The sequence below is a fragment of the Dyella sp. RRB7 genome (assembly GCF_022761115.1).
In the GTDB taxonomy this organism is placed as follows: Bacteria; Pseudomonadota; Gammaproteobacteria; order Xanthomonadales; family Rhodanobacteraceae; genus Dyella.
The window spans coordinates 96,447-120,755 of sequence record NZ_JAKWJS010000006.1 but is presented as its reverse complement, the minus strand read 5'-3'; the positions used below and the strand labels follow the sequence as shown (position 1 = coordinate 120,755).

Annotated in this window: 21 protein-coding genes; 13 read left to right on the top strand and 8 right to left on the bottom strand. The window is 65.9% G+C overall.

The genetic code is table 11. The features are described from left to right. Positions 1 to 13 precede the first annotated feature (13 nt). Positions 14 to 460, top strand: a complete 447-nt coding sequence (locus MJ606_RS14295; RefSeq protein ID WP_243050209.1) for a DUF2147 domain-containing protein — start codon at positions 14 to 16, stop codon at positions 458 to 460. Between the two features lie 63 nt (positions 461 to 523). Here MJ606_RS14295 and MJ606_RS14290 read toward each other — a convergent pair whose 3' ends face one another. The 4 genes from MJ606_RS14290 to MJ606_RS14275 all read right to left on the bottom strand — a co-directional run bounded on the left by MJ606_RS14290 (position 524) and on the right by MJ606_RS14275 (position 4,204). Further along, the gene (locus MJ606_RS14290) at positions 524 to 1,225 is read right to left on the bottom strand and encodes a hypothetical protein (protein ID WP_243050208.1); all 702 of its coding nucleotides are present in this window, start codon (positions 1,223 to 1,225) and stop codon (positions 524 to 526) included. A 387-nt stretch (positions 1,226 to 1,612) separates the two neighbouring features. Next, complete coding sequence (locus tag MJ606_RS14285) at positions 1,613 to 2,419, bottom strand: DeoR/GlpR family DNA-binding transcription regulator (protein ID WP_243050207.1); 807 nt, start codon at positions 2,417 to 2,419, stop codon at positions 1,613 to 1,615. Further along, positions 2,412 to 3,044: an HAD family phosphatase gene (locus tag MJ606_RS14280; protein ID WP_243050206.1), complete on the bottom strand. Its 633-nt coding sequence runs from the start codon at positions 3,042 to 3,044 to the stop codon at positions 2,412 to 2,414. Before MJ606_RS14280 ends, MJ606_RS14285 begins: the two co-directional genes overlap by 8 nt. Then, positions 3,041 to 4,204, bottom strand: coding sequence for an MFS transporter (locus MJ606_RS14275; RefSeq protein ID WP_243050205.1), 1,164 nt, complete (start codon positions 4,202 to 4,204; stop codon positions 3,041 to 3,043). Before MJ606_RS14275 ends, MJ606_RS14280 begins: the two co-directional genes overlap by 4 nt. A 41-nt stretch (positions 4,205 to 4,245) precedes the next feature. Between MJ606_RS14275 and MJ606_RS14270 the strand changes: the two genes are divergently transcribed. The 10 genes from MJ606_RS14270 to MJ606_RS14225 all read left to right on the top strand — a co-directional run bounded on the left by MJ606_RS14270 (position 4,246) and on the right by MJ606_RS14225 (position 17,378). Next, positions 4,246 to 4,908 (top strand): metal-dependent hydrolase, encoded by a 663-nt coding sequence (locus tag MJ606_RS14270; RefSeq protein WP_243050204.1) that lies wholly within the window; start codon positions 4,246 to 4,248, stop codon positions 4,906 to 4,908. Positions 4,909 to 5,001: 93 nt separating this feature from the next. After that, positions 5,002 to 7,104, top strand: coding sequence for a methionine--tRNA ligase (gene metG / locus MJ606_RS14265; protein WP_243050203.1), 2,103 nt, complete (start codon positions 5,002 to 5,004; stop codon positions 7,102 to 7,104). A gap of 8 nt (positions 7,105 to 7,112) precedes the next feature. Continuing rightward, positions 7,113 to 7,718, top strand: coding sequence for an RnfABCDGE type electron transport complex subunit B (locus MJ606_RS14260; RefSeq protein ID WP_243050202.1), 606 nt, complete (start codon positions 7,113 to 7,115; stop codon positions 7,716 to 7,718). Then, positions 7,715 to 8,353 (top strand): endonuclease III, encoded by a 639-nt coding sequence (nth, locus tag MJ606_RS14255; RefSeq protein ID WP_243050201.1) that lies wholly within the window; start codon positions 7,715 to 7,717, stop codon positions 8,351 to 8,353. The genes MJ606_RS14260 and nth overlap by 4 nt, the downstream gene beginning before the upstream one ends. Positions 8,354 to 8,495: 142 nt before the next feature. Beyond that, positions 8,496 to 8,801, top strand: coding sequence for a hypothetical protein (locus tag MJ606_RS14250; RefSeq protein WP_243050200.1), 306 nt, complete (start codon positions 8,496 to 8,498; stop codon positions 8,799 to 8,801). Between the two features lie 255 nt (positions 8,802 to 9,056). Then, the gene (locus tag MJ606_RS14245; RefSeq protein ID WP_243050199.1) at positions 9,057 to 9,722 is read left to right on the top strand and encodes a response regulator; all 666 of its coding nucleotides are present in this window, start codon (positions 9,057 to 9,059) and stop codon (positions 9,720 to 9,722) included. Beyond that, positions 9,719 to 11,125: an ATP-binding protein gene (locus MJ606_RS14240; protein ID WP_243050198.1), complete on the top strand. Its 1,407-nt coding sequence runs from the start codon at positions 9,719 to 9,721 to the stop codon at positions 11,123 to 11,125. The genes MJ606_RS14245 and MJ606_RS14240 overlap by 4 nt, the downstream gene beginning before the upstream one ends. Before the next feature lie 341 nt (positions 11,126 to 11,466). Next, the gene (locus MJ606_RS14235) at positions 11,467 to 14,706 is read left to right on the top strand and encodes an efflux RND transporter permease subunit (protein WP_243050197.1); all 3,240 of its coding nucleotides are present in this window, start codon (positions 11,467 to 11,469) and stop codon (positions 14,704 to 14,706) included. Then, positions 14,696 to 15,883: an efflux RND transporter periplasmic adaptor subunit gene (locus MJ606_RS14230; RefSeq protein WP_243050196.1), complete on the top strand. Its 1,188-nt coding sequence runs from the start codon at positions 14,696 to 14,698 to the stop codon at positions 15,881 to 15,883. The genes MJ606_RS14235 and MJ606_RS14230 overlap by 11 nt, the downstream gene beginning before the upstream one ends. A 4-nt stretch (positions 15,884 to 15,887) precedes the next feature. After that, entirely contained in the window at positions 15,888 to 17,378 is a 1,491-nt protein-coding gene (locus MJ606_RS14225; protein ID WP_243050195.1) for an efflux transporter outer membrane subunit, read from the top strand. A gap of 86 nt (positions 17,379 to 17,464) precedes the next feature. Here the strand turns inward: MJ606_RS14225 and MJ606_RS14220 are convergent, their stop codons facing one another. The 4 genes from MJ606_RS14220 to MJ606_RS14205 form a co-directional block, all read right to left on the bottom strand. After that, positions 17,465 to 18,976 carry a SulP family inorganic anion transporter gene (locus MJ606_RS14220; protein WP_243050194.1) on the bottom strand — a complete coding sequence of 504 codons (1,512 nt, stop codon included), beginning with the start codon at positions 18,974 to 18,976 and terminating at the stop codon, positions 17,465 to 17,467. Between the two features lie 12 nt (positions 18,977 to 18,988). Then, on the bottom strand, positions 18,989 to 19,669 hold the full coding sequence (locus MJ606_RS14215) for a carbonic anhydrase (protein WP_243050193.1): 681 nt from the start codon (positions 19,667 to 19,669) through the stop codon (positions 18,989 to 18,991). A gap of 210 nt (positions 19,670 to 19,879) precedes the next feature. Then, positions 19,880 to 20,233 (bottom strand): hypothetical protein, encoded by a 354-nt coding sequence (locus tag MJ606_RS14210; protein ID WP_243050192.1) that lies wholly within the window; start codon positions 20,231 to 20,233, stop codon positions 19,880 to 19,882. A 192-nt stretch (positions 20,234 to 20,425) separates the two neighbouring features. Beyond that, positions 20,426 to 22,060 carry a hypothetical protein gene (locus MJ606_RS14205; RefSeq protein WP_243050191.1) on the bottom strand — a complete coding sequence of 545 codons (1,635 nt, stop codon included), beginning with the start codon at positions 22,058 to 22,060 and terminating at the stop codon, positions 20,426 to 20,428. A 206-nt stretch (positions 22,061 to 22,266) separates the two neighbouring features. Here MJ606_RS14205 and rnt point away from each other — a divergent pair, with 206 nt between their 5' ends. Further along, positions 22,267 to 22,926 carry a ribonuclease T gene (gene rnt, locus MJ606_RS14200; protein ID WP_243050190.1) on the top strand — a complete coding sequence of 220 codons (660 nt, stop codon included), beginning with the start codon at positions 22,267 to 22,269 and terminating at the stop codon, positions 22,924 to 22,926. A 183-nt stretch (positions 22,927 to 23,109) separates the two neighbouring features. Further along, a complete protein-coding gene (gene pstS, locus MJ606_RS14195; protein ID WP_243050189.1) occupies positions 23,110 to 24,144 on the top strand; it encodes a phosphate ABC transporter substrate-binding protein PstS in 1,035 nt (344 codons plus the stop codon). Positions 24,145 to 24,309 lie beyond the last annotated feature (165 nt).

The following is a 24,309-nucleotide window of genomic DNA, read 5'->3' as shown; positions in this document are numbered from 1 at the left end:
GGGAGGATCCACCATGAAGTCACTGCTTCGCCTTGCTGTCGCTACAAGCCTGCTGCTGTGCGCCGGCGCGGTGTTCGCCGCCGAGAACACCCCGGTGGGCACCTGGAAGACCATCGACGACGAAACCGGCAAGGCCAAATCCATCGTGCAGATCACCGATGACCATGGCGAGCTGAAGGCCACGGTGCTGCAGGTGCTGCAGTCGGACGAAGGTCCGCACCCGCTGTGCAAGAACTGCGACGGCGAGCGCAAGAACCAGCCGGTCGAGGGCATGAACATCATGTGGGGCGTGCGCCAGGACGGCGACGTGTGGGACGGCGGCAAGATCCTCGATCCCAAGAGCGGCAAGGTCTACAAGGTCAAGCTGCATACCATCGAGAACGGCACCAAGCTGGAAGTACGCGGCTACATCGGCTTCTCGCTGATGGGTCGCAGCCAGGTGTGGGAACGCCAGCCGTAAGCCCTACCGGTTTTCGTTTAAGCATGGGGCCTGCCCCGGTGGCAGGCCTCATGCGTTAGGGCCTCAGGCCTGGGTGCTGACAATCGAGCCGGAGGCCGACGAGCCGCCCAGATCGCTCGAAAGCGTCTGCAGGAAGTTGCTGAGCGTCGCCGTGGTGCTGCCTGTACCGCCCAGCGAGCCGACCAGATCCTGGAAGCTCTGCTGCAGCGAATCGAGCGTCGAGCTGGAAGAACCCGACGTCGACGTGCTGGAACTGCTGGACGACAGCTGGGTGATCAGGCTCTGCACGTCGCTCTGCATGTGACCACCGCCGTGGTGGTGATGTCCGCCGCCGTGGTGCAACCCGGCCGACTGGCCGGCGCCTGCATTGGCGGCCGGGTTGGCCGCCGTCGTGCCGGCCACGGCGCCCGTCGCCGCGGTGGCGTCGGTGGTCGCCGTGGTGCTGGCCGCCTGGCTGTTCTGCGCCTGCAGCGCCGCCATCAGGCTCTGCATGAAGGCCGACGCGGCCTGCGCCGGATCCTGGGTCGAGGACGTACCGCCCGAGGAAGCGCTGGCGCTGGTACTCGTGCCGCTGCCCGTCGCACTCGTGCTGCCGCCCACGCCGAGCTGGCTCAGCGCCTGGAAGATCGAACCGAACAGGCCGTTGCCGGACGAGGCGCTGCCGGCCTGGCTGGTGCTGCCGCTGGCGGTGGCCGTGCTGGTGGACTGGTTGAGCTGATTGAGCCAGTAGTTGTTGGTGTTGTTAGAAACGGTGCCGATGGTCATTGGATGGTTCCCGTGAAAGGTTTGGATAGTCATCAAGTCACCAGGCCCGACGACTTGCATCACACCAAGACCCATCCTTGCGCGGGTGACGCGAACGCCCTGGCCGGAGTATCGCAAGGCAATCACTAGCAAGTTATCGACCAGCCCCCTGCCCGCGGCAGGGCCAGCCCGTGTAAAGAAACGTAATGCTTGCCGCAACCGCGCCATGAAGCGGCCGGCAAGGCTTGCGCATGGCCAAGCGGAAGAACATGCGATGCCACGCATGGCATCGACCGTCAACCAAAGCGCCAGTATTCCGGCGCTGGCGACAATTTACCGGCGACGCATCTCTCGCGGACGGCCGGTGCGTTTGGCCGCCCAGGCGTCCTTAAAAAAACGCGAGTAAAACTAATCCGCAGCGGCCTCCGCCCGATGCACCGCCACGCCATGCGTGGCAAATGCCGAGCGCGTGGCGCGATCGGCCGAGTGTTCCACCACGAGGTGCTGCACGCGCGACAACTCGGCCACCTGATGGGTGGCGACGACGCCCAGCTTGTCGTCCGTGGCCACCACCACCGCCTCGTCGCTGGCATCGATCATGGCGCGCTTGAACAGCGCTTCCTCGCTGTCGAAACCCCACAGACCATGGGCCACGTCGATGGCGCAGGCGCCAGGAAAACACAGGTCCGCACGCAGGCGACGCACTTGTTCCACCGCCTGCGCTCCCACCGTGCCGCCAATCGATGCATCGATGCGACCGCCGATCAGCAGCACCGCGAAGCCTTCGCGATCGAGCAGCAGCTGCGCGATGTGCGGCGCATTGGTGATGACGGTGAGTCCTGCCTCCATCGGCAACGCGGCGGCAATGGCCGCATTGGTGGTGCCCGCATCGATCAACAGGGTCTGGCGCGGCCTCACCAGGCTCACCGCCTTGCGCGCCAGCATCAGCTTGCGCGCGGAGTGCTCGCCGCGTCGCTGCTTGAGCGGCGTGGGCGTGGCCGCCGGCAACAAGGCCCCGCCGTACACACGCTTGCACAGGCCCTGCGCCGCCAGCTCGCGCAGGTCGCGGCGAATGGAGTCTTCCGACACGGCAAACCGGGCCGACAGCTCGGCGGCCACCACGCGCCCGTCATGGCGCAGCGCGGCCAGGATGCGTTGCTGGCGTTCCTCCGGCAGGATGCCGCTGTCGGGAGCGATTACCGGCTGCCTAGCCATGTCGTGCCTCGCCTTCGAGCAGGGCGAGCCCGGTCAGGCAATCACGCAGCCCGGCGGCATCGCGGAACCACCAGCCCCGCATGCCAAGCGCTTCGGCGGCGGCCACGTTGCGCGCTGAGTCGTCGATATACAGCGCCCGCGCGGGATCGACCGCATAACGATCGAGCAGGCGCTGGTAGATGCGGGGATCGGGCTTGACCAGGCGCTCCTCACCCGACACCACGATGCCTTCGAACCACCGCAGGAACGGGTAGCGCCGGCGTGCCACCGGAAAGGTTTCCTGCGACCAGTTGGTCAGCGCCAGCAGGCGCACACCACGCGCCTTGAGCGCCGCCAGCAGGACGACGCTTTCCTCGATCGGCCCGACCAGGGTTTCCTCCCAGCGGTGGTGATAGGCGTCGATCCAGTCGGCATGTTGCGGAAACTTGGCACGCAGCAGCGCCGTGGCTTCGGCCCATGGCCGCCCGGCATCCTGCTGCTCGTTCCAGGCGCTGTTGCATACCTCGCGCAGGAACCATTCGCGCTGCGCCTCGTCGTCGATCAACTGGCGATAGAGCCGGCGCGGGTCCCACGCGATCAGCACATTGCCCAGGTCGAATATCACGGTGTCGACAACGGCACTCATCGCTGCACGATCCTCGCCGAAGCCATCACCAGCAACAGCAGGCCCGCCACCGCGGCAAACGCGATGGGCAGGCTGCAGACATGCGAAAGAAAACCGATCAGGGCCGGGCCGCTGAGCAGGCCGGCATAACCGAGCGTGGTGGCCATGGCGATGGCGATGGCCGGCGATGTCCCCGGCAGGCGCCCCGCGGCACTGAACAGCACCGGCACGATGTTGGATGCACCCAGGCCGATCAGCACGAAACCCACCAGCGACGGCCACACCCCCGGCACGCCGGCGGACAACAGGAAACCCGCCGCAGCCAGAGCGGCACCGGCACGCACCGCCCATACCGGCCCGGTGCGCGAAATGATCCGATCGCCCACCAGCCGGCCCGTCGCCATGGCGATGGAGAAGCAGGCGTAGCCAAGTCCCGCCGAGGCGGCTGCCACGCCGCGGAAGTCACGCAGGAACACCGCGCTCCAGTCCAGCATGGCGCCTTCGGACAGGAAACTGACGAAGCACAGCAGGCCGAGCAACCACACCAGCCCATGCGGCAAGCGGAAACCCGTGCGCCGTGTCGCGGAGGCTTCATGCACGTCCGCCAGCAAGCCGCCGCGCAGCCACCACACGAGCACCGCAAGCAACAACGCGACCGCCACCGCCGCAGACCCAAGCGACATGCCGGCAGCCAGCAATCCGCTCATCAGGGCGGCACCACTCAAACCACCCACGCTGAACAGCCCGTGGAAGCCGGACATCAGGCGGCCACCATCCAGCCGTTCCACATCCACCGCATGCGCGTTCATCGCCACATCGACGGCGCCGAGCACGATGCCGAAATACAACAACGCCGCCACCAGCGCCGTCACGCTCGACACCACCGCCAGCCATGGCAGCGCCAGGCACATCAGCAGCCCCGCGCCGACGATCACCGAACGATTGCCCAGGCGATGCGTCATCCACCCGACCAAGGGCATCGACAGCATCGGCCCGCCACCCAGCGCCAGCAACGCCAGCCCCAGTTGCGCGTCGTCCAGCCCCAGCCGGGACTTGGCGTAGGGCACCATCGGCGCCCATACCGACATGCCCAGGCCCGCCACCAGGAAAATCAGCTGGGTCGAACGCCTGGCGGCCGGTATCACATCGCCACCGGCGCTGACCGGGCTGGTTTCGGGCATGGACTCCACGACGACCCCCAGGGCAGCAGCAACGGGATCAAATGTATAAAAACGTGCAACAACATGCAAACGTCCGGCATGGCGCATCGTCCTGCCACTTATGCGCCATGCCGGCGACCGCCAAGCACGGCAAGCTCCTTCACAAGGAATCTTTTACAGCGAGGATCGCAAGCATGCCCACCTTGTTCACCCACGCCGCCGTACCGCTCATGCTCGGCGTCGCCACGGGGCCCCGCCGCGTCAGCGGTCGCCTTCTGGCGGCGAGCAGCGTCGCCGCGATGCTTGCCGATACCGATGTAATCGCCTTCAGGCTCGGCATACCGTATGCGAGCGCGTTTGGCCATCGCGGCGCCCTGCACTCGGTAGCCTTCGCGTTGATGCTCGGCTTACTCGCCGCGCTCGGTCATCGGCAATTGCACAGCTCACCCTGGCGCAGCCTGGGGTTTGTGGGATTGGCCGCCCTTTCCCACCCATTGCTGGACGCCTGCACCGATGGCGGTCTTGGCGTGGCGCTGTGGTGGCCCTTTAGCGACCAGCGCTGGTTCGCGCCGTTTCGGCCCATCGCCGTGTCCCCCATCGGCCGCAGGTTCTTCAGCACCCAAGGCTGGACCGTGATGACGTCGGAACTGCTCTGGGTGTGGCTACCAACGGCGATGCTGGCCTTGGCTATCGCCTGCTGGCGTCGCTCACCCACTTCCCGCTGAGGTGCGCCACAGAGCCGTCTGGAACGCAAAGGCCCGGGGCGTCGTCACGACACGCATGCCATAATGGACGGCCCCACGGAGCTGCCACCGCCCATGAGCCGTCGCCTACTCGTCACCAATGCCCTGCCCTATGCCAATGGCCCGCTGCACATGGGCCATCTGCTGGGCTACATCCAGGCCGATATCTGGGTGCGCGCGCAGCGGATGCAGGGCAACGAGGCGATCTACGTGTGCGCCGATGACGCGCATGGCACGCCGATCATGCTCGCGGCGGAAAAGGCCGGCATGTCGCCGGAGACCTATATCGAAGGCATCCGCACCAGCCACGAGGCGGATTTCGCCGCGTTCGGCGTGGCCTTCGACCACTACCACTCGACCCATTCGGAAGAGAACCGCGAACTCGCCTCGCTGATCTATACGCGCCTGCGCGATGGCGGCTTCATCGCGCGCCGCGACATCCAGCAGCTGTTCGATCCGGAAAAGGACATGTTCCTGCCGGACCGCTACATCAAGGGCACCTGCCCCAACTGCGGCACGCCCGACCAGTACGGCGACAACTGCGAGCACTGCGGCGCCACCTACGCGCCCACCGACCTGGTCAACCCCTATTCGGTGATGTCCGGCGCCACGCCGGTGCTGCGCGATTCGGAACATTACTTCTTCGAACTGGGCAAGTTCGAGCCGCTGCTGCGCGACTGGTTCGCCGGCAAGCTCACCCATGGCCAGCCGGTGGCCAACAGCGGCGTAGTGGCCAAGCTGCGCGAGTGGCTGGACGGCGGCCTGAAGGACTGGGACATCTCGCGCGACGCGCCCTACTTCGGCTTCCCCATTCCCGATGCGCCGGGCAAGTACTTCTACGTATGGCTGGACGCGCCGGTGGGCTACCTGGCCAGCTTCAAGGCGCTGTGCGACCGCGCCGACCTGAAGTTCGAGGATTTCCTGGCGCCGGACAGCCGCGCCGAGATGCACCACTTCATCGGCAAGGACATCATCAATTTCCACGGCCTGTTCTGGCCGGCGATGCTGCACGGCGCGAATTTCCGCACACCCACCGCGCTGCACGTCAACGGCTATCTCACGGTCAACGGCGCGAAGATGTCCAAGTCGCGCGGCACCTTCATCCAGGCACGCACCTACCTGGATGCCGGGCTGCACCCGGAATACCTGCGCTACTACTTCGCCAGCCTGCTGAGCGATACGCCGGTGGACGTGGACCTGGACCTCAAGGCCTTCGAGGAGCGCGTCAACTCGCACCTGGTCGGCAAGTGGGTGAACATCGCCAGCCGCACCGCGGGCTTCGTGCACAAGTATTTCGACGGACGCCTGGCGCCCGCCTTCAGCACCCAGGAACAGGAACTGTGGCGCGAGCTGCTGTCGCTGTATGGCGACGTGCCTGGGCTTTACCACAGTGGCGAGTTCGCGGAAGTCTCCCGTCGCTTCGTGACCATGGCCGACCTGGTCAACGGCCATATCGCCGCCAAGGCGCCATGGGCCATCGCCAAAGACGAAACGCGCCGCGACGAACTGCACCAGGTGTGCTCGTTCGCGCTGGCCGCGTTCCGCCTGCTGGCCGGCCTGCTCAAGCCGGTGCTGCCGGCCACGGTGGAGGCGGCGGAGCGTTTCCTCGCCGCGCCGATCGCCGGCTTCGACGACGCGCGCGCCGAACTGCACAACCACACCATCAATGCGTTCGAGCCGCTGCTCGGCCGCATCGATCCCAAGCACGTCGAGGCCATGGTGGAAGCGTCGAAGGATTCCCTCGCGCCCGCCGAAACCAAGCCCGCCCCCAGGAAATCCAAGGAATCGAGCAAGACCATGAGTGAAGCCAGCACCAGCGCACCGTCAGCTGCCGTCGACGGCGCCGCCATCATCGCCATCGACGATTTCGCCAAGCTCGACCTGCGCATCGGCAAGGTCACCGCCTGCGAATTCGTGGACGGCTCGGACAAGCTGCTGCGCTTCGAACTGGACGCCGGCCCGCTGGGCACGCGCCAGATCTTCTCGGGCATCCGCGCCGCCTATGGCGAACCGGAGAAGCTGGTGGGCCGCAATGTGGTGTTCATCGCCAACCTGGCGCCGCGCAAGATGCGCTTCGGCTTGTCCGAAGGCATGATCCTGTCGGCCGGCGACGGTGGCAGCGATCTGTTCCTGCTGGACGCCGACCAGGGCGCGAAGCCGGGCGCTACCGTTCGCTAAAGATCCCCATGACGCTGGCCGACCGCATCGACGCGCTGCTGCCACAGACGCAATGCGAACAATGCGGTTACCACGGCTGCCGCCCCTATGCGGAAGCCATCGCGCGCGGCGAGGCGAAGATCAACCAGTGCCCGCCGGGCGGTGCCGCCGGCATCGCCCGTCTCGCCGCGCTGCTGGACGTGTCCCCTTTGCCGCTCGATCCGCAACACGGCATCGAGAAGCCACGCATGCTGGCGCGCATCGTGGAAGCCGACTGCATCGGCTGCACCAAGTGCATCCAGACCTGTCCGGTGGATGCCATCGTCGGCGCGGCCAAGTTGATGCACACGGTGATCGCCGACGATTGCACCGGCTGCGAACTGTGCGTGCCGGCCTGCCCGGTCGATTGCATCGTGCTTGAGCCCATGCCGCTGGCGCAGGTGAATGATCCGGCCCATGCCGATGCCGCCCGCGCGCACTTCCAGCGACGCGAGGCGCGACTTGCACACGAGCAGGCGCAGCGCGACGCGGAACTGGCCGCGCGCAAGGCAGAAGTCGCCGCCGCTGCCGAAACCAATCCCGTGCTTGCGGCACTCGCCCGTGCGCGCGCCAGGCAACAAGGAAAATCCACGTGAAGAAGGCCGACGTCGTCGAGCTGTTCACCCGCCTGCGCGAGCTGGATCCGCACCCCACCACCGAGCTCGACTACACCACGCCATTCGAGCTGCTGGTGGCGGTGGTGCTGTCCGCGCAAGCCACCGACGTGGGCGTGAACAAGGCGACAAAAAAGCTTTATCCCGTTGCTAACACGCCGCAGGCGATCCTCGATCTGGGCGAGGACAAGCTCAAGCAGTACATCAGCAGCATCGGCCTGTACAACAGCAAGGCCAAGAATGTGATCGCGCTGTGCCGCATGTTGGTCGAGCAATATCACGGCGAGGTGCCGCGCACGCGCGAGGCGCTGGAGGCGCTGCCCGGCGTCGGGCGCAAGACCGCCAACGTCGTGCTCAATACCGCGTTCGGCCATCCGACCATCGCCGTGGATACGCACATCTTCCGCGTGGCCAACCGCACCGGCCTCGCACCCGGCAAGGATGTGCGCGCGGTGGAGGACAAGCTGGAGAAAGTGGTGCCGGCCGAGTTCAAGCAGGATGCGCATCACTGGCTTATCTTGCATGGCCGCTACGTGTGCAAGGCACGCAAGCCCGATTGTCCGCAGTGCGTCATACGCGACCTGTGTCGTTACAAGGACAAGACGGTCGCCGCATGACCAACGGCACGGTACGGACCATTGGCGCGGCAAAGCCTCATGATTTCCTCAGCGTTTCGCGCGACTTCCTCAAGTCTTGAGTGCGCGTGGAGTCTATCTTCGAGCCTCCCCCGGAAGACCATCCCCGTTAGGAGGCTCTACCATGAAGCGCTTGATCATCCCCGTCGTCATCGCGCTTGGCATCGCCTGTGTGGGTCAGGCCAATGCCGCCGTTGAAACCTATACCGTCGATCTCAACGGCTATGCCGTCATTGGTTTCGTCGGAAACTCTCCCGAAGATTTCGCGCGGGCGCAACGCCAGGCCGATAGCTGGGAAGTGCAGCGCCACCTTATGCTCAAACCGCAGTCGATCAAGGCCGTGGCGATCAATCAGTCGCAGGGTGCCGCGATGAGCCAGGCCGATCTCAGGAATGCCATTCTGACCGCCGCGCTGGCGAAGAGTCCCTGAATAGCCACGCGCAAACCACCTTCACGGGCGCCGCACAACTGGCGCAAAACAGGGAGAAAGACGGCGGACCAACCATCCGCCGTCTTTCTTTATGCGGCACGCCCCATTGACGTTGGCGTGTCTCACGCGCCAACGTGACGGCTGCGGCAGCCGCTCCATCGGCAAAAGTTCCACAAAAGGATGGCCATGGATGATGCGCCGGGCGGTGGACCTTCCTTCATCGCGCAACCCCAGGACCGACACGGGTGGTATGGCATGCATATTCTGCTGGTTGAGGACGATGCCGAGCTGGGCGCCGCCATCAAGCACGCATTGGAGCACCAGTCCTACGCCGTGACCTGGCTGCGCGACGGTCGCGAGGCGACCGAGGCCCTGCGTGGCGATCCGGTCGACCTGGTGCTGCTCGATCTCGGCCTGCCCGGCAAGGACGGCCTGGACGTGCTCGGCGAAGCGCGTCGCGCCGGCGTGAAGACGCCGGTGCTGGTGATGACCGCACGCGATGCGCTGGAAATGCGCATCCGCGGCCTCGACCTGGGCGCGGACGATTACCTGGTCAAGCCGTTCCACCTGGGCGAGCTGTCCGCTCGCATCCGCTCGCTGACGCGGCGCACCCAGGGGCTGGCCGACAATCTCGTCGAAGTGGGCGGGCTGCGCCTCAACCTGGCCACCGCCGAAGTGGAGTTTCGCGGCGAACGGGTCAGCCTTACCCGCCGCGAGTTCGCGCTGCTGCGCGTGCTGATGGAGCGCGCGGGACGCATCGTGCGGCGCGAGACGCTGGAGAATTCGGTCTACGGCCTGGACACCCTCGTCGAACGCAACGCCATCGAAGTGCAGGTGCACTGGCTGCGGCGCAAGCTCAGCCCGGAAGTGATCCACACCGTGCGCGGCATCGGCTACATGATTCCCCGCGAGCCGCAATGAGCACAGGCTCCCACCCCGCCAGCCTGCGCACGCGCCTGACCTGGCTGATCATCGCGGTGATGGTGGCCGTGCTCATTCCGCTCGGCTGGATCAGCTACCGCCGCGAGCTGCGCGAGATGAACGAGTTGCTGGACGGACGCCTGGCCCAGGCCGGCCGCACGCTGGGCACGCTGATCGCGCATGGCCAGTTGCCGCTGCACGATGCCGACCTGCCGGGCATTCCGCAGGCCGCCGACGCCCAGCACAAGGGCGTGGTGGTGTCGGTACATCCGCACAACTACGAGCCCGAAGTGGGTTTCCAGGCCTACGACCCGCAGGGCGAGCTGATCGCCGCCACCTCGAACCTCACCGACCTGCCACCGCCCACCCGCGATGAGCGCGGCTTTCGCGACATACAGCACGACGGTGGCCTGTGGCGCACCTTCACCCTGCAGAACCGCGCCAACCTGGTGATACGCATCGGCGAGCGCTCGGACAATCGCCGCGATATCGCGCGCGGACTGGTCATCGAACACACCTTGCCGCTGCTGATCGGTTTGCCGTTGCTGGCGCTGCTGGTCAGCCTCGCCGTGAAACGCGGCCTGCGCCCGGTAGCCCTGCTCACCGAGATGCTGGATCGGCGCACGCCGGGCAGCCGCAAGCCGATGCCGGCAAACTACGCCCCACAGGAGATCAAGCCGCTGATCGTGGCGCTCAACCAGCAGCTGGAACGGCTGGAGGATGCGCTGGAACGCGAGCACCGTTTCGCCACCGACGTAGCGCACGAGCTGCGCACGCCGCTGGCCGCGACCATGATCCACCTGGAAAGCGCGATGATCACCGACGATCCCGCCGAGGTGGCGTTCACCGTGCGGCACGCCCAGCAAAGCATGGCCCGTCTTGCGCGTCGCATCGAACAGATCCTGGCCATGGCCCGCCTGGAGGCCGGCGCCGCCTCGCAGCAGCGCACGCGGCTGGACGTGGCGCGCATCGCCACGGAAGTGATCGAAGAGCTGGCGCCGCTGATCGCCGAAAAAGACATCGCGGTCAGCCTCAGCCACGACGACGCCCCCATCGCCGTGCTCGGCCACGAGGTCGCGCTCACCGCGATGCTGCGCAACCTGATCGAGAATGCCCTGCGCTACACCGAGGCCAGCGGCCAGGTCGAGGTGGCCATCCGCCGCGAGGGCACGCAGGCGGTGATCGATATCTGCGACAACGGCCCGGGCATTCCCGAAGACCGCCGGCAGGCCGTATTCCAGCGCTTTCATCGCGAAGTGGAAAGCGCCACCCGCGGCTTCGGGCTGGGCCTGAGTATCGTGCAGCGCGCGATCGAACTGCACGACGCCTCGATCGAGCTGCTGGCATCGCCGCTGGGACGGGGATTGCTGGTGCGTATTCGCATGGCAGTCGTGCCTGGTTGAGCCGCTTTGTCCTTCCCCCCGCTCGCAAGAGGAGGTTGGGAAGGGGAGCTATTCCGTCAGCGTGAAGCACCCCTCCCCAACCCTCCCCTGCATGCAGGGGAGGGAGCAGCGCGGGGGGCAAGCTTTCAGTCATCCAAAAGGTTTCCACAAGACTGCCTTGCCATGATGGCCGCATCGGGCCCACGCCCCGCATCGAGCCATGCCATGACCATCTGCCGCTACCTGCCGCACGGTTCCGGACCGCCCCGCTGATTCCAGCCGTTTCCCGTACTTCATCGATGTGACGGCCCGCCGTCACGCCGCGGCGCCCTGCGCGCCGATGCATAGCCGGAACCCCTCTCATGCTTGGCCTTGTCCGCATCGCCCTTTCGCGACCGCTCACCTTCATCGTGCTGGCGCTGCTTATCCTGATCGCCGGACCGCTGGCGGCGTTGCGCACGCCCACCGATATCTTCCCCAATATCGGCATCCCGGTGATCAGCGTGGTGTGGTCGTACAACGGCCTGCCGCCGGACCAGATGTCCGGCCGCGTGGTCTATTACTACGAGCGCCAGCTAAGTACTTCAGTCAACAACATCGAGCACATCGAATCGCAGTCGCTGCCCGGCATGGGCATCGTGAAAATCTTCTTCCAGCCCGGGGTGGACATCCGCACCGCCACCGCACAGGTCACTTCGATCTCGCAGACCGTGCTCAAGCAGATGCCGCCCGGCATCACGCCGCCGCTGATCCTCAACTACAACGCCTCCACCGTGCCGATCCTGCAGATGGCGTTGTCGAGCAAGGAGCTGTCGGAGGCGAAGATTCTCGACCTCGGCCTGAACCTGATGCGTCCCACGCTGACCTCGGTGCCCGGCGTGGCGGTGCCCACGCCCTATGGCGGCGCGCAGCGCCAGGTGACGCTGGATCTCGATCCGCAGTCGCTGGCCGCCAAGGGCCTGTCGGCGCAGGACGTGAGCAACGCGCTGGCGGCGCAGAACCAGATCATTCCGGTGGGCACGGCCAAGATCGGCACCTACGAATACCACGTGCAGCTCAACAACAGCCCCGAGGCCATCGCCGAACTGAACCAGCTGCCGGTGAAGACGGTGCACGGCGCCACCATCACCATCGGCGAGGTGGCCCACGTGCGCGACGGCGCCGCGCCGCAGACCAACGTGGTACGCGTGGATGGCCATCGCGCCGTGCTGATGCCGGCGCTGAAGGTGGGCGATGCATCCACGCTTTCGGTGGTGGCCGGCATCAAGCAACTGCTGCCGCTGCTGAAGGAATCGCTGCCGCCGGCGCTGAAGATCTCCCTGCTCAGCGACCAGTCCCTCTTCGTGAAGGCCGCGATCACCTCGGTGGCGCGCGAAGGCATCATCGCCGCGCTGCTCACCTCGGTGATGATCCTGGTGTTCCTGGGCAGCTGGCGCTCCACCGTGATCATCGCGGTGTCGATACCGCTGGCGATCCTCTCGGCCATCGCGCTGCTGTCGGCCACCGGACAGACCCTCAACGTGATGACGCTGGGCGGCCTGGCACTGGCGGTGGGCATCCTGGTGGACGACGCCACGGTGACCATCGAGAACATCAACTGGCACCTGGAGCAAGGCAAGGACGTGCATACCGCGATCATGGACGGCGCCAGGCAGATCGTGACGCCCGCCTTCGTGTCGCTGCTGTGCATCTGCATCGTGTTCGTGCCGATGTTCATGCTCGACGGCATCGCCGGCTTCCTGTTCCGCCCGATGGCGCTGGCGGTGATCTTTGCCATGGCCTCGTCGTTCATCCTGTCGCGCACGCTGGTGCCGACCATGGCGATGTACCTGCTCAAGCCGCACCAGGTGGAGCCTGGCCCGGGCGATCATCCGGAAGACGAGTACCTCAACCATCACGAGGGCGACCAGCACCTGCCGCGCAGGCGCGGGGCACTGGTCGCGTCGATGGTGGCGTTCCAGCAGGGTTTCGAGCGTCGCTTTGCCCAGCTCCGCGACGTCTACCACGCTACCCTCACGGTGGCACTCGATCAGCGGCGCCGTTTCGTGACCGGCTTCCTGGCCTTCGTGCTGGCCTCGTTCGCGCTGGTGCCGCTGCTGGGGCGCGACTTCTTTCCCGAGGTGGATGCCGGCGCCATCGCCATGCACGTGCGCGCCCCGATGGGTACGCGCGTGGAAGAAACCGCGGCGGAGTTCGACCACATCGAGGCGGCCATCCGCCGGGTGATTCCGCCCGACCAGCTGGACACGGTGATCGACAACATCGGCCTGCCGCTCAGCGGCGTGAACATGGTCTACAACGCCAGCGGCACCATCGGCCCGCAGGATGGCGACATCCAGGTCGTGCTGAAGGAAGGCCACGCGCCCACCGCGGAGTTCGTCAAGCAGCTGCGCGCGCGCCTGCCGCGTGAGTTCCCGGGCACCCAGTTCGCTTTCCTGCCGGCGGATATGAGTTCGCAGATCCTCAACTTCGGCGCGCCAGCACCGCTGGACGTGTCCATCGCCGGTCGCGACCTGGCGGCCAACCAGGCCTATGCGATGGAAATCATGCAGCATCTGCGCGACGTGCCCGGCATCGCCGACGTACGCCTGCAGCAGAGCACCAGCTACCCGCAGCTGGACGTGCAGGTGAACCGCACGCGCGCCGATGAACTGGGCGTCACCGAACGCGATGTCACCAACAGCATGGTGGCTTCGCTGGCGGGCAGTTCGCAGGTGGCGCCGGCGTTCTGGCTCAACCCGAAGAACGGCGTGTCGTATCCCATCGTCGCCGCCACACCGCAGTACAAGATGGACAGCATGGCCGACCTCGCCAGCCTGCCGGTGACGCCGGCCGGCAACGGCGCCAGCCAGATCCTCGGCGGCCTCGCCACCTTCACGCGGGTGCCGAGCGCGGCGGTGGTGACGCACTACAACATCATGCCGTCGTTCGATATCTACGCCGCCGTGCAGGACCGCGACCTGGGCGCCGTCGCCGGCGGCGTGCAGAAGGTGCTCGACCAGTGGGCCTCGGCGCGCCCCAAGGGCACCGTGGTGAGCCTGCATGGCCAGGTCGATACGATGAACGAGGCGTTCGGCGGCCTGATCTTCGGCCTGGTCGGCGCGATCGTGCTGATCTATCTGCTGATCGTGGTGAACTTCCAGTCGTGGCTCGATCCGTTCGTGATCATCACCGCCCTGCCCGCCGCGCTGGCCGGCATCGTGTGGATGCTGTTCATCAGCCATACCACGCTGTCGGTACCCGCGCTCACCGGCGCCATCATGTGCATGGGCGTGGCCACCGCCAACTCGATCCTGGTGGTGAGCTTCTGCCGCGAACGGCTGGCCGAGCACGGCGACGCGGTGAAGGCCGCGCTCGAAGCCGGCTTCACCCGCTTCCGCCCGGTCTGCATGACTGCGCTGGCGATGATCATCGGCATGCTGCCGATGGCGCTGACGCAGGAACAGAACTCACCGCTGGGCCGCGCCGTGATCGGCGGCCTGCTGTTCGCCACGTTCGCCACCCTGCTGTTCGTGCCGGTGGTCTTCAGCATCGTGCATGGCCGCGAACAGGGCCACACCGCTTCCGAGTCCCTGATTGGAGAACCCATCCATGTCGCATGACGCCCCACCTGCCCTGCCGCAGCGACCGCCGAAGCTGGGTCGCGCTGTGCGTCTCGGCCTGGGCCTGGGCCTGGTCGCCACCATCGCCGGCATTTCGGTGCGTGCCTATGACTATCACCGCGTCGTCACATGGACCGACGCGCAGGTCATACCCAGCGTGCAGCTGATCACGCCGGTGATCGGTGCCGGCCAGCAGGCCATGACCCTGCCCGGCCATCTGGATGCATGGATCAGCGCGCCGATCCATGCGCGCGTCGGCGGCTATCTGAAAAGCTGGGAGCGCGATATCGGCAGCCAGGTCGGCGCGGGCGAAACACTGGCGGTGATCGACACGCCCGAACTCGACCAGCAGTTCGAACAGGCCAAGGCGGGGTTGGCCCGCGCCAAGGCCAATGCGCGCCTGGCCGCGCTCACCGACAAGCGCTGGAAGAACCTGCTGGCCTCCAACTCGGTATCCAAGCAGGAAGCCGACGAGAAAGCCGGCGAAGCCGAAGCCGCCCAGGCCAATGTGCTGGCGGCGCAGGCCGACGTCGATCGCATCGCTGCGCTGGAATCGTTCAAGAACCTTACCGCGCCGTTCGCCGGCACCGTCACCGCGCGCAACACCGATATCGGTGACCTGATCAGCGCCAACAGCGAGAGCAGCCCTGCCCTGTTCACCATTTCCGATACTCGCCGCATGCGCCTGTATGTGGAGGTGCCGCAGGGCTATGCCGACGCGATCCGCCCGGGCATGAGCGTGCAGCTGGATGTGCCCGATCGTCCGGGCGAGCAGTTCAGCGGCCGCCTGATCGGCAACTCCGGCGCCGTCAACCCGGCCTCCGGCGCGCTGCTGGCGCAGTTCGAAGTGGACAACCCCAAGGGCGAACTGCTGCCGGGTGCCTATGCCGAGGTGCATCTGCCGATGGACAACCACAGCCACACCATGACGGTGCCGGCCACCGTACTGATCTTCCGCGCGCAGGGGCCACAGGTGGCCGTGCTCGGCGCTGACGGCAAGGTGCAGCTGCGCGACGTGCATATTGCGCTGGACCTTGGCGATCGCCTGCAGATCGACCGGGGCCTGCAGGCTGGTGAGCGCATCGTCAATCATCCGTCCGATTCGCTGATGCAGGGCGACCGTGTACAGGTGGCGAAGAACGCCGACACGGCGACGGGCACCGCCAAGGCGGAGTAGCGATATGACGCGCACCTCTCTCCCGACATACCTGCGCCGACTGTTGTCACTGGCGCTGGTCGCCGTGCTGCCGGCCTGCTCGCTCGCACCGACCTACCAGAAACCCAATGTGGGCCCATTGCCGACGGCCTATGCGGGACAGACGGCGGACGGCCTGTGGTCGCCGGCGCATCCCGCCGACACCGCACCGCGCGGACCGTGGTGGTCGGTGTATGACAACGCCGAGCTGGATCGCCTGGAACAGCAGCTCGATGCCGCCAACCCCAGCCTCTCGGTGGCATTGGCCCGTTATGACGCGGCGCGCGCCCTGGTCGGCGAAGCTCGCTCGGATCTCTATCCGCACCTGGGCGTCGGCGCGAGTGACCTGCGCAATCGCCAGTCCAATAATCGTCCGTTGCGCGGCAGCAACCAGCCCAACGAATACAGCGCCGATACCGTGGGTTTGGGCGCCGAATACGAGCTGGACCTGTGGGGCCGCGTGCGCAATGAGGTCGCCGCGGGCAAGGCCGATGCCGCGGCCAGCGCCGCCGACCTCGCCTCCACCAGGTTGAGCCTGGAGGCGCAGCTGGCCGATCTCTATATCCAGCTGCGCGGCTACGACGTGCAGGAACGCATCCTCAAGGACACGCTCAACGCATACCAGCAAGGCCTGGATCTTACCCAGCGACGCTTCGAGGGCGGCGTGGCCTCCGGCCTGGATGTCAGCCGTGCCAAGACGCAGCTGTCCGATGCGATGGCGCAGGTATCCGAAGTGGAAGCGCAGCGCGCGCTCACCCAGCATGCCATCGCCAGCCTGGTGGGCGTGCCGGCATCGAGTTTCTCGCTGCCGCCGAGCCACGCGCCGATGGAGGTGCCGGCGATGCCGCTGGGCGTGCCTTCGCAACTGCTTGAACGTCGCCCCGACATTGCCGCCGCCGAGCGGCGTGTGTTCGCGGCGAACGCGCAGATCGGCGTGGCACGCGCAGCCTTCTTCCCGCGCTTGAGCCTGTCTGCCGCCCTCGGCTGGCAGGACACCGGCATGGGCGAGCTGCTTACCGCAGGCAATCGTTACTGGGCGCTGGGGCCGGAGCTGGCCATGAGCCTGTTCGATGGCGGCCTGCGTCACGCCAAGGTACGGGAGGCGCAAGCGGAACTCGACGCGGCCGCAGGCCAGTATCGGGGCATCGTGCTGGGTGCCTTCCAGCAGGTGGAAGACAACCTCACCCTGCTGCAACAGCTCGGCAAGGAAGCCCACCAGGAAGACGATGCCGCCCGTTCGGCGCGCGATTCACAAACCATCGCCACCAACCGTTATCGCGAAGGCGCGGTCAATTACCTCGACGTGGTCAGCGCGCAAACCGCCGCCCTGCAGGCCGAACGCAGCGCCGAGCAGGTGCGCACGCGCCGCCTGCAGGCCAGCGTGGACTTGATCCGTGCCGTGGGTGGCGGCTGGGATGCCAGCCAGTTGCCGAGCAGCGATACCGCCATGCTCGAGCGCACCGCCCGGGCCCGCTGACGCAACCCGTTGCGCCCGCCCGGGGCCTTGGAGCCTGCTCGCGAGGAGAGGGAGGGGCGCGAACAGGCTCGGCTTGACGGGTCGGACTACGCCGCCCGTCCTACGCCTTCGACACGCTGGTTGAGCTGCTGCCAGTCCACGACCAGTTCGCAACCGCGCGACGAAGCATTGCGACTCCATTCGCGTAGCAATTCCAGGCAAGCCTGGTCCACGTGATGAAGACGATCCACCACCAGCTGCAGGCGCGTATTCGGCGGCACGCGTTCCAGCGTGCGGGCCACCGAGGGCACGCGCAGGAACGTGGCGGAGCCTTCCAGGCGCAGCGATGCCCTGCCCGGCTCGTCATGATGATCGAGCCCGACCTTCAGTCGCGACGAATGCAGCGCCAGACGGAACAGCGACAGCGCGAAGCCCACCAGCACACCAGCCAGCAGATCCGTAGCCACGATCGCCACGGTGGTCGCCACGTAGATCCACGCCGTGCCCTTGCCGTAGACCGCCAGCGCCTTCACCTGCCGGAAGTTCACCATCTTGATGCCGGTATAAACCAGGATGCCGGCGAGGCATGCCACCGGTGTCATGCGCATCAACCACGGCAGCAGCAGCGCGAACACCAGTATCCACGCACCATGCAGGATGGTCGCCATGCGCGTCGCCGAACCGGCCTGCACATTGGCCGCGCTGCGCACGATCACGCCCGTCATCGGCAACGCACCCAGCAGGCCGCACAGCATGTTGCCCATGCCCTGCGCGGTCAGTTCACGGTCATACCGGGTACGTGCGCCTTCGTGCATGCGATCCACCGCGGCGGCCGAGAGCAGCGTCTCGGCACTGGCGATGAACGCGAAGGTCAACGCAGCGATCAGCAACGAAGGTTCGAGCAGGCCGGACAGGCTGCTCCACGTAGGCATGGACACGGCGGCGAACAGGTTGGACGGCACGTCCACCTTCTTCACGGACAGCTCCATCACCTGCACGATGGCGGTCAGCGCAACCACGGCGAGCAGCGCGCCGGGCACAAAGCGGAGCCTGGCCGGACGCAGCTTTTCCCAACCCAGCATGATCGCCATGGTGCCCACGCCCACGGCCATCGCGGCAAGGCTGCCACCATCGCCCCGCAGCGCATCGATGATCGCGCCCGGCAACGCGGCGAAGTTTTCCAGGCCGCGTGCCTTGGGCACGGCATCGATCAGCACGTGCAGCTGCGAGGCGACGATCAACACGCCAATGCCCGACAACATGCCGGCCACCACCGCCGGCGAGCACATGCGAAACCACACGCCGACCCTGCACAGGCCCGCCGCGATCTGGATCAGGCCGGCGAGCAACACCACCGGCCCCAGCGCCGCCACGCCATGCTGGCTCACCAGCTCGAACACCAGCACCGCCAGGCCGGCGGCGGGGCCGCTGACCTGCAACGGTGAGCCGGCGAACACACCGACGACCATGCCGCCGATGATGCCGGTCATCAGGCCTGCGGCAGGCGGCATGCCCGAGGCGATGGCGATGCCCATGCACAAGGGCAACGCCACCAGGAACACCACGATGGAACCGAGCAGGTCGCGCCCGAACAGTCCTTGTGAAAAATAACGACTCATCGCCACCGCTCCTCAGGCAGCCGACGCCGCGGGCATGGAGAAACGCGCATGCGGCGTGGCGGCCGGTACGCCCTTGCCCGGTTCGACCGGCACGAAGCGGCCCTGCTGCGCGTCGAACGCCTGCAGCTCCGCATGGGCGATGTCATAGACCCAGCCATGGATGCTGAGCTGCCCGCACGACATTGCCGCCGCCACTGCCGGCAGCGTGCGCAGATGTTCGAGCTGGCCCACCACGTTCTCTTCGGTCAGGCGGCGCAGGCTATCGGCCCCATGCAGGCCCGGGCCGTTCTGTTCCACCACGTAACGCGCCACATCGGCGTGCTTCATCCACGCGGCGACCGAGGGCATGTCCTGCACCCGCTCCGGATGCTGCAACGCTTTCATGGCGCCGCAATCGGAGTGTCCGCAGATCACGATATGGCTGACCTTGAGCACCTTCACCGCGTACTCGATCGCCGCCACCACGCCGCTCACGTGCTGTGCGTACGGCGGCACGATGTTGCCGATGTTGCGATAGACGAACAGCTCGCCCGGCTGGGTGGAGAAGATCATCTCGGGCATCACGCGCGAGTCGGCGCAGGTGATGAACATGGTGCTGGGGCTCTGGCCCTCGGCCAGTTTGCGGAACAACGCGCGCTGACTCGGGAAGACCTCTTTGCGAAACTGCTCGAAACCCTGGATTAGACGATTCATGGCGATAACCTCAATTGCATAGGGGGCCGTCGGCGGGTCGAGCCCGCCGATGTCATTCGGAAAGGAACACGGAGACTGGAAACGGGCGGCCGCCCGTCGGCGGACGTGCGTCCGTCGAGATGAAGCGGATCAGGCGTTCAATAGCCCGGCACTCGCTCCGGCGAACATGACCATGCGGTCATGCGGCGGTGCCAATGGGCGGCGGCCGCGTCAGGCCGCTTCAGGAGGGCGCAGCAGCAGCGCGATGTCGCGCTGGCGCACCGCGTAGGGACCCGCCGCGGGTACGGCGGAGGCTGCGGGAACAAGGCTTGCATCGAGCGCGGCGGGCAGATGCAGCAGGTCGTCCATGCCGCCGTTGTCTTCCAGCAACAGCGACGCACTGTCGTCGTCCGCGCCGGCGTCCGGGACGTCATCGTGCATGACGACCATCGCGTGCGTTGCCGATGCCTTGTGCGCCAATTCCGCGCTGTGCGCCGCGCGCGGCCATGCCATGGCCAGCAACAGCAGGCCAAACAGGCACGACAACATCACATGCAGAGGATGGAAACGATGACGCGGAGACATGGCGTCAAAGCTATCGGAACATGGACGTCCATCGCAAGTGTTTGCGATGGACGTGATGCGCTTTCGATGCCGCAGGCAGGCCGGCATTCATCTTCGTCGCGATGAATGCACGGCCCGCAAAAAACGAAACGGCGGGCAAAGCCCGCCGTCTCTCCATCCCTGGGTCGAACTCCCTTCCGATAAACGTGCTGCTTAGAACGGGTAGTAGCGGAAAGACGTGAAGAACATGTTCTCCGTGGCCTTCGGCGAGGAGATGCCGTTGGCAACCGGGCCGCTCACGCCGTTGATGAAGCCCTGGCCCGGGAACGCTTCCTTCTGGGTGTACGAGTACTGCGCACCGAACTGCATCTTGCCGAACTTGCCCTGGTAGAACTTCCACCAGAAGCCAGCCGTGCCCTGCCAGATTTCGCGAGCGTTGCCCACGCAGGTGCCGCCGGCGATGTCGCAACCACTGTTGTTGTAGGCCGGGTTGCCGTAACCGAGCTGCACGAGGCCCTTGTTGTAGGCCTGGAAATCTTTCTTGCTCGCCGCTTCGCGGCCGCCGAACAGATAGACGTCCACGTCGGAGTTGGCGTGCCAGGTCAGACCGGACAGCATCATGTTCTCCTTGATCGGAGCGATGTTGCCGTTCGGGCTGAAGGTCACGTCGGAGAGCTGGGCACTGCCGTAACGGCCGATGCCCTTGCCGTCCATGCCGGAGAACTGCCAGTCGAGGGTCTTGTCGATCAACGGCAGCACAACGCCGAGACCCCAGCCGCCGCCATACGTATCGTGGTTCTGGTAGCTACCGTTGACGGCGTAGCGGTTGTAGAAGGCACGGCCCAGGCCGAACACTTCGTAATGGCCAAAGCCCGGATCAGCGGCGAACTTCACGATCACATCGGGGATGTGGTTGAGCGACAGGGTGTTGGCCGAGTCGAAGCCTGAGCCGGCACCGATGTTGTAAGCCGTCTGCTGCACCGGCGCATTGGCCTGGTTCGGGCTGGCGTAGAACGTGGTTTGCGGGTTCTCCAGCGAGATACCCAGCCAGTAGGTCTTGTCCCAATCCTTGACCAGGCGGATCTGCGCCTGACGTGCCCAGGTGAAGCCCGGGATGTACTGAGCGTCGATCTGCGGCGGGGTCAGCTCGCTGCGCGGCGTGATGCCCTTGCTGTTGAGCGTGAGCAGCGACCAGTTCTGGCCGGCCAGCAGGTGCAGGCCCGAGTTGTCCCAGTCAGAGGTCATGTAGACGTTGCGGATGCGCGGGTTGAACGAGTTGCTCTCGTTCGAGTTGGCGGTCTGCGCGCCACCCAGGAAGTCCAGCTCGACGTAGCCGGCCAGATGCGTATCGGGGTTCACGTCACCCTGCACGAGCGCCGAGAGGCGGCTCTGGCGTGCGGTCATGCGGAACTCGTTCATGTGCGCGGTCTGCACGTTCTTGAACGGAATCGCGCTGTAGTTCGAGGCGATGTCCGCGCCTTCCTGGGCCGAACGGTAGATCGATTCGGCCGCGAGGAAGCCGCCCAGCGTGATGTTCACGCCCTTGTAGGACAACTTGTCGGACGACTTCTTGACCTGTGCGTCGGTGGCAGCCACCTGCTTCTGCACGTTTTCCACGGCCTGGCCGGTGGACACATTGATGTCCGACTGCGCGTCCGTACGCTGCTCCAGCTCGACCACCTTGGCCTGGAGAGCCTGCAACTGGGCCTTCAGCGCCTCGATTTCGGCAGCCTGGGTCGACGACTGGCTGGTCTTCGTGGACGAAGCCGGCGCCGGATCGGCGGAGGCGTAAAGGCTGGTAACGCCCAAACCGGCAGCAATCGCTACCGCGAGCAACTTGGAACGCATGGAAATTCTCCGCATGTAGGTAGGAATCACCTGGACCGCCCCCTTCGATCTCCGGCCGTCCAAGTCGAAGCGCAGGATGCGGCTGCGCTTTTACCGTTATGTGGATGTTATGTGACAGAACGAAGACATCCGCCCGCCCAGGCCGTCCCGCAGTGCGCTGACGACACCGGTCCCGGGCCTGTGACGTCGGCTGATATGCTTGGCCCATGGAAAATCTCTGCAACAGCATGGCTGGCCGCATGGCCGAACGGTTTCGCGGCTTTCTGCCCGTCGTCGTGGACGTGGAAACCGGCGGCTTCGACGCTGAGCGCGACGCGCTGCTGGAAATCGCCGCTGTCATATTGCGCATGACGCCGGAGGGTTACCTGCAACCCATGCCGGCCGTCGCCGCGCACGTGCAGCCCTTCCCTGGCGCCAATATCGACCCGCGCGCGCTGGAGATCACCGGCATCGATCCGGACAATCCGCTGCGCGGCGCGCTGGACGAGCGCCTGGCGCTGGATCACGTGTTCAAGCCCATCCGCGACGCGATGCGCGACATGGATTGCCAGCGCGCCATCCTGGTCGGCCACAACGCCGCGTTCGACCTGGGTTTTCTCAATGCCGCCGTGCGGCGCGTTGGCCACAAGCGCAACCCGTTCCACCCTTTCAGTTGCTTCGATACCGCCACGCTGAGCGGCCTCGCCTTCGGGCAGACCGTATTGAGCAAGGCCGTGCAGGCGGCCGGCATTCCTTTCGATACGCGTGAAGCGCATTCCGCCATCTATGACGCTGAGCGCACCGCCGAACTGTTCTGCACCATCGTCAATCGCTGGCGCCGGCTTGAAACCTTCGAGCGCGAGCAGGTAGGCATGGAATCCATGTAAAGGGAAGCAGGGGCTGGCCCGCGGTTTCGGGCGAACTCCTTTAATCCCTTTTTAATCAGCACGGTATGACAGCAAGTGGCATGCTGTCATATGGGTGAAACATTTAGCTCATTTCATTGCAACACGTCGCGCATGAAATAACGAAGGGCGGGAATCCCCCGATACCTTCACCTAGGAGCCACCGTGTTGACCTCAACCAAATCCTTGTCTCGCATCGGCACGACTGCTGTGTTCGCCGCAGCATCGCTGTTCGGCATGACCGCCCACGCCACGGATATCACCGGCGCTGGCTCGAGCTTCGTCTACCCGGTGCTCTCGAAGTGGTCCGCCGGCTATGCCGAGAAGACCGGCAACAAGCTCAACTACCAGTCCGTCGGCTCAGGTGCCGGCGTGGCCCAGATCAAGGAAGGCACCATCGACTTCGGCGCCACCGATGCACCGGTGAAGGCTGAAGACCTGGCGCAGTTCGGCCTGGGCCAGTTCCCGGTGGTGGTCGGCGGCATCGTGCCGGTGGTCAACATCACGGGCATCGAAGCCGGCCAGATCAAGCTCGATGGCCCCACCCTCGCCGATATCTTCCTCGGCAAGATCACCAGCTGGAACGATCCGAAGATCGCCGCGCTGAATGCCGGCGTGAACCTGCCGGCCGGCAAGATCACCGTGGTGCATCGCTCGGACGGCTCGGGCACCTCGTTCAACTTCACCAACTACCTGTCCAAGGTCAGCAACGAGTGGGCGACCAAGGTCAAGTTCGGCACGGCCGTTGATTGGCCGACCGGCGTGGGTGGCAAGGGCAACGAAGGCGTGTCGCAGTACGTCAAGCAGATCAAGGGTTCGATCGGCTACGTCGAGTACGCCTATGCGGTGAAGAACAAGATCAGCTGGATCAACCTGAAGAACGCCGCCGGCCAGTTCGTGGCCCCGAGCGCCGAAGGCTTCGCCGCTGCCGCCGCCACTGCGGACTGGGCCAGCGCCAAGGACTTCAACCTGATCATGACCAACGCCCCGGGTGCGCAGGCCTGGCCGATCACCGCCACCACCTGGATTGTGATGTACAAGAGCCCGAAGAATGCCGAGCACACCAAGGTGGCGTTCGACTTCTTCAAGTGGGCGCTGGAGAACGGCCAGAAGGACGCCGCCTCGCTCGACTATGTCGCGCTGCCGGACACCCTCGTCAAGAAGATCGAGGCCTACTGGAGTTCCGAGTACAAGCACTGAGGTAACCGTCTCGACGGTCATGCTACGGCAACCGGCGAGGCCTACCCTGAACGCTTGATCGCACGGCATGGGCCGCCCGAGTCATCTCGGGCGGCCTGTTGTTGAAAGGCACCACGCAGTGGTGCATCGTCCACCGACCGGACAGGCCCTCGCGCCGGCCGGACC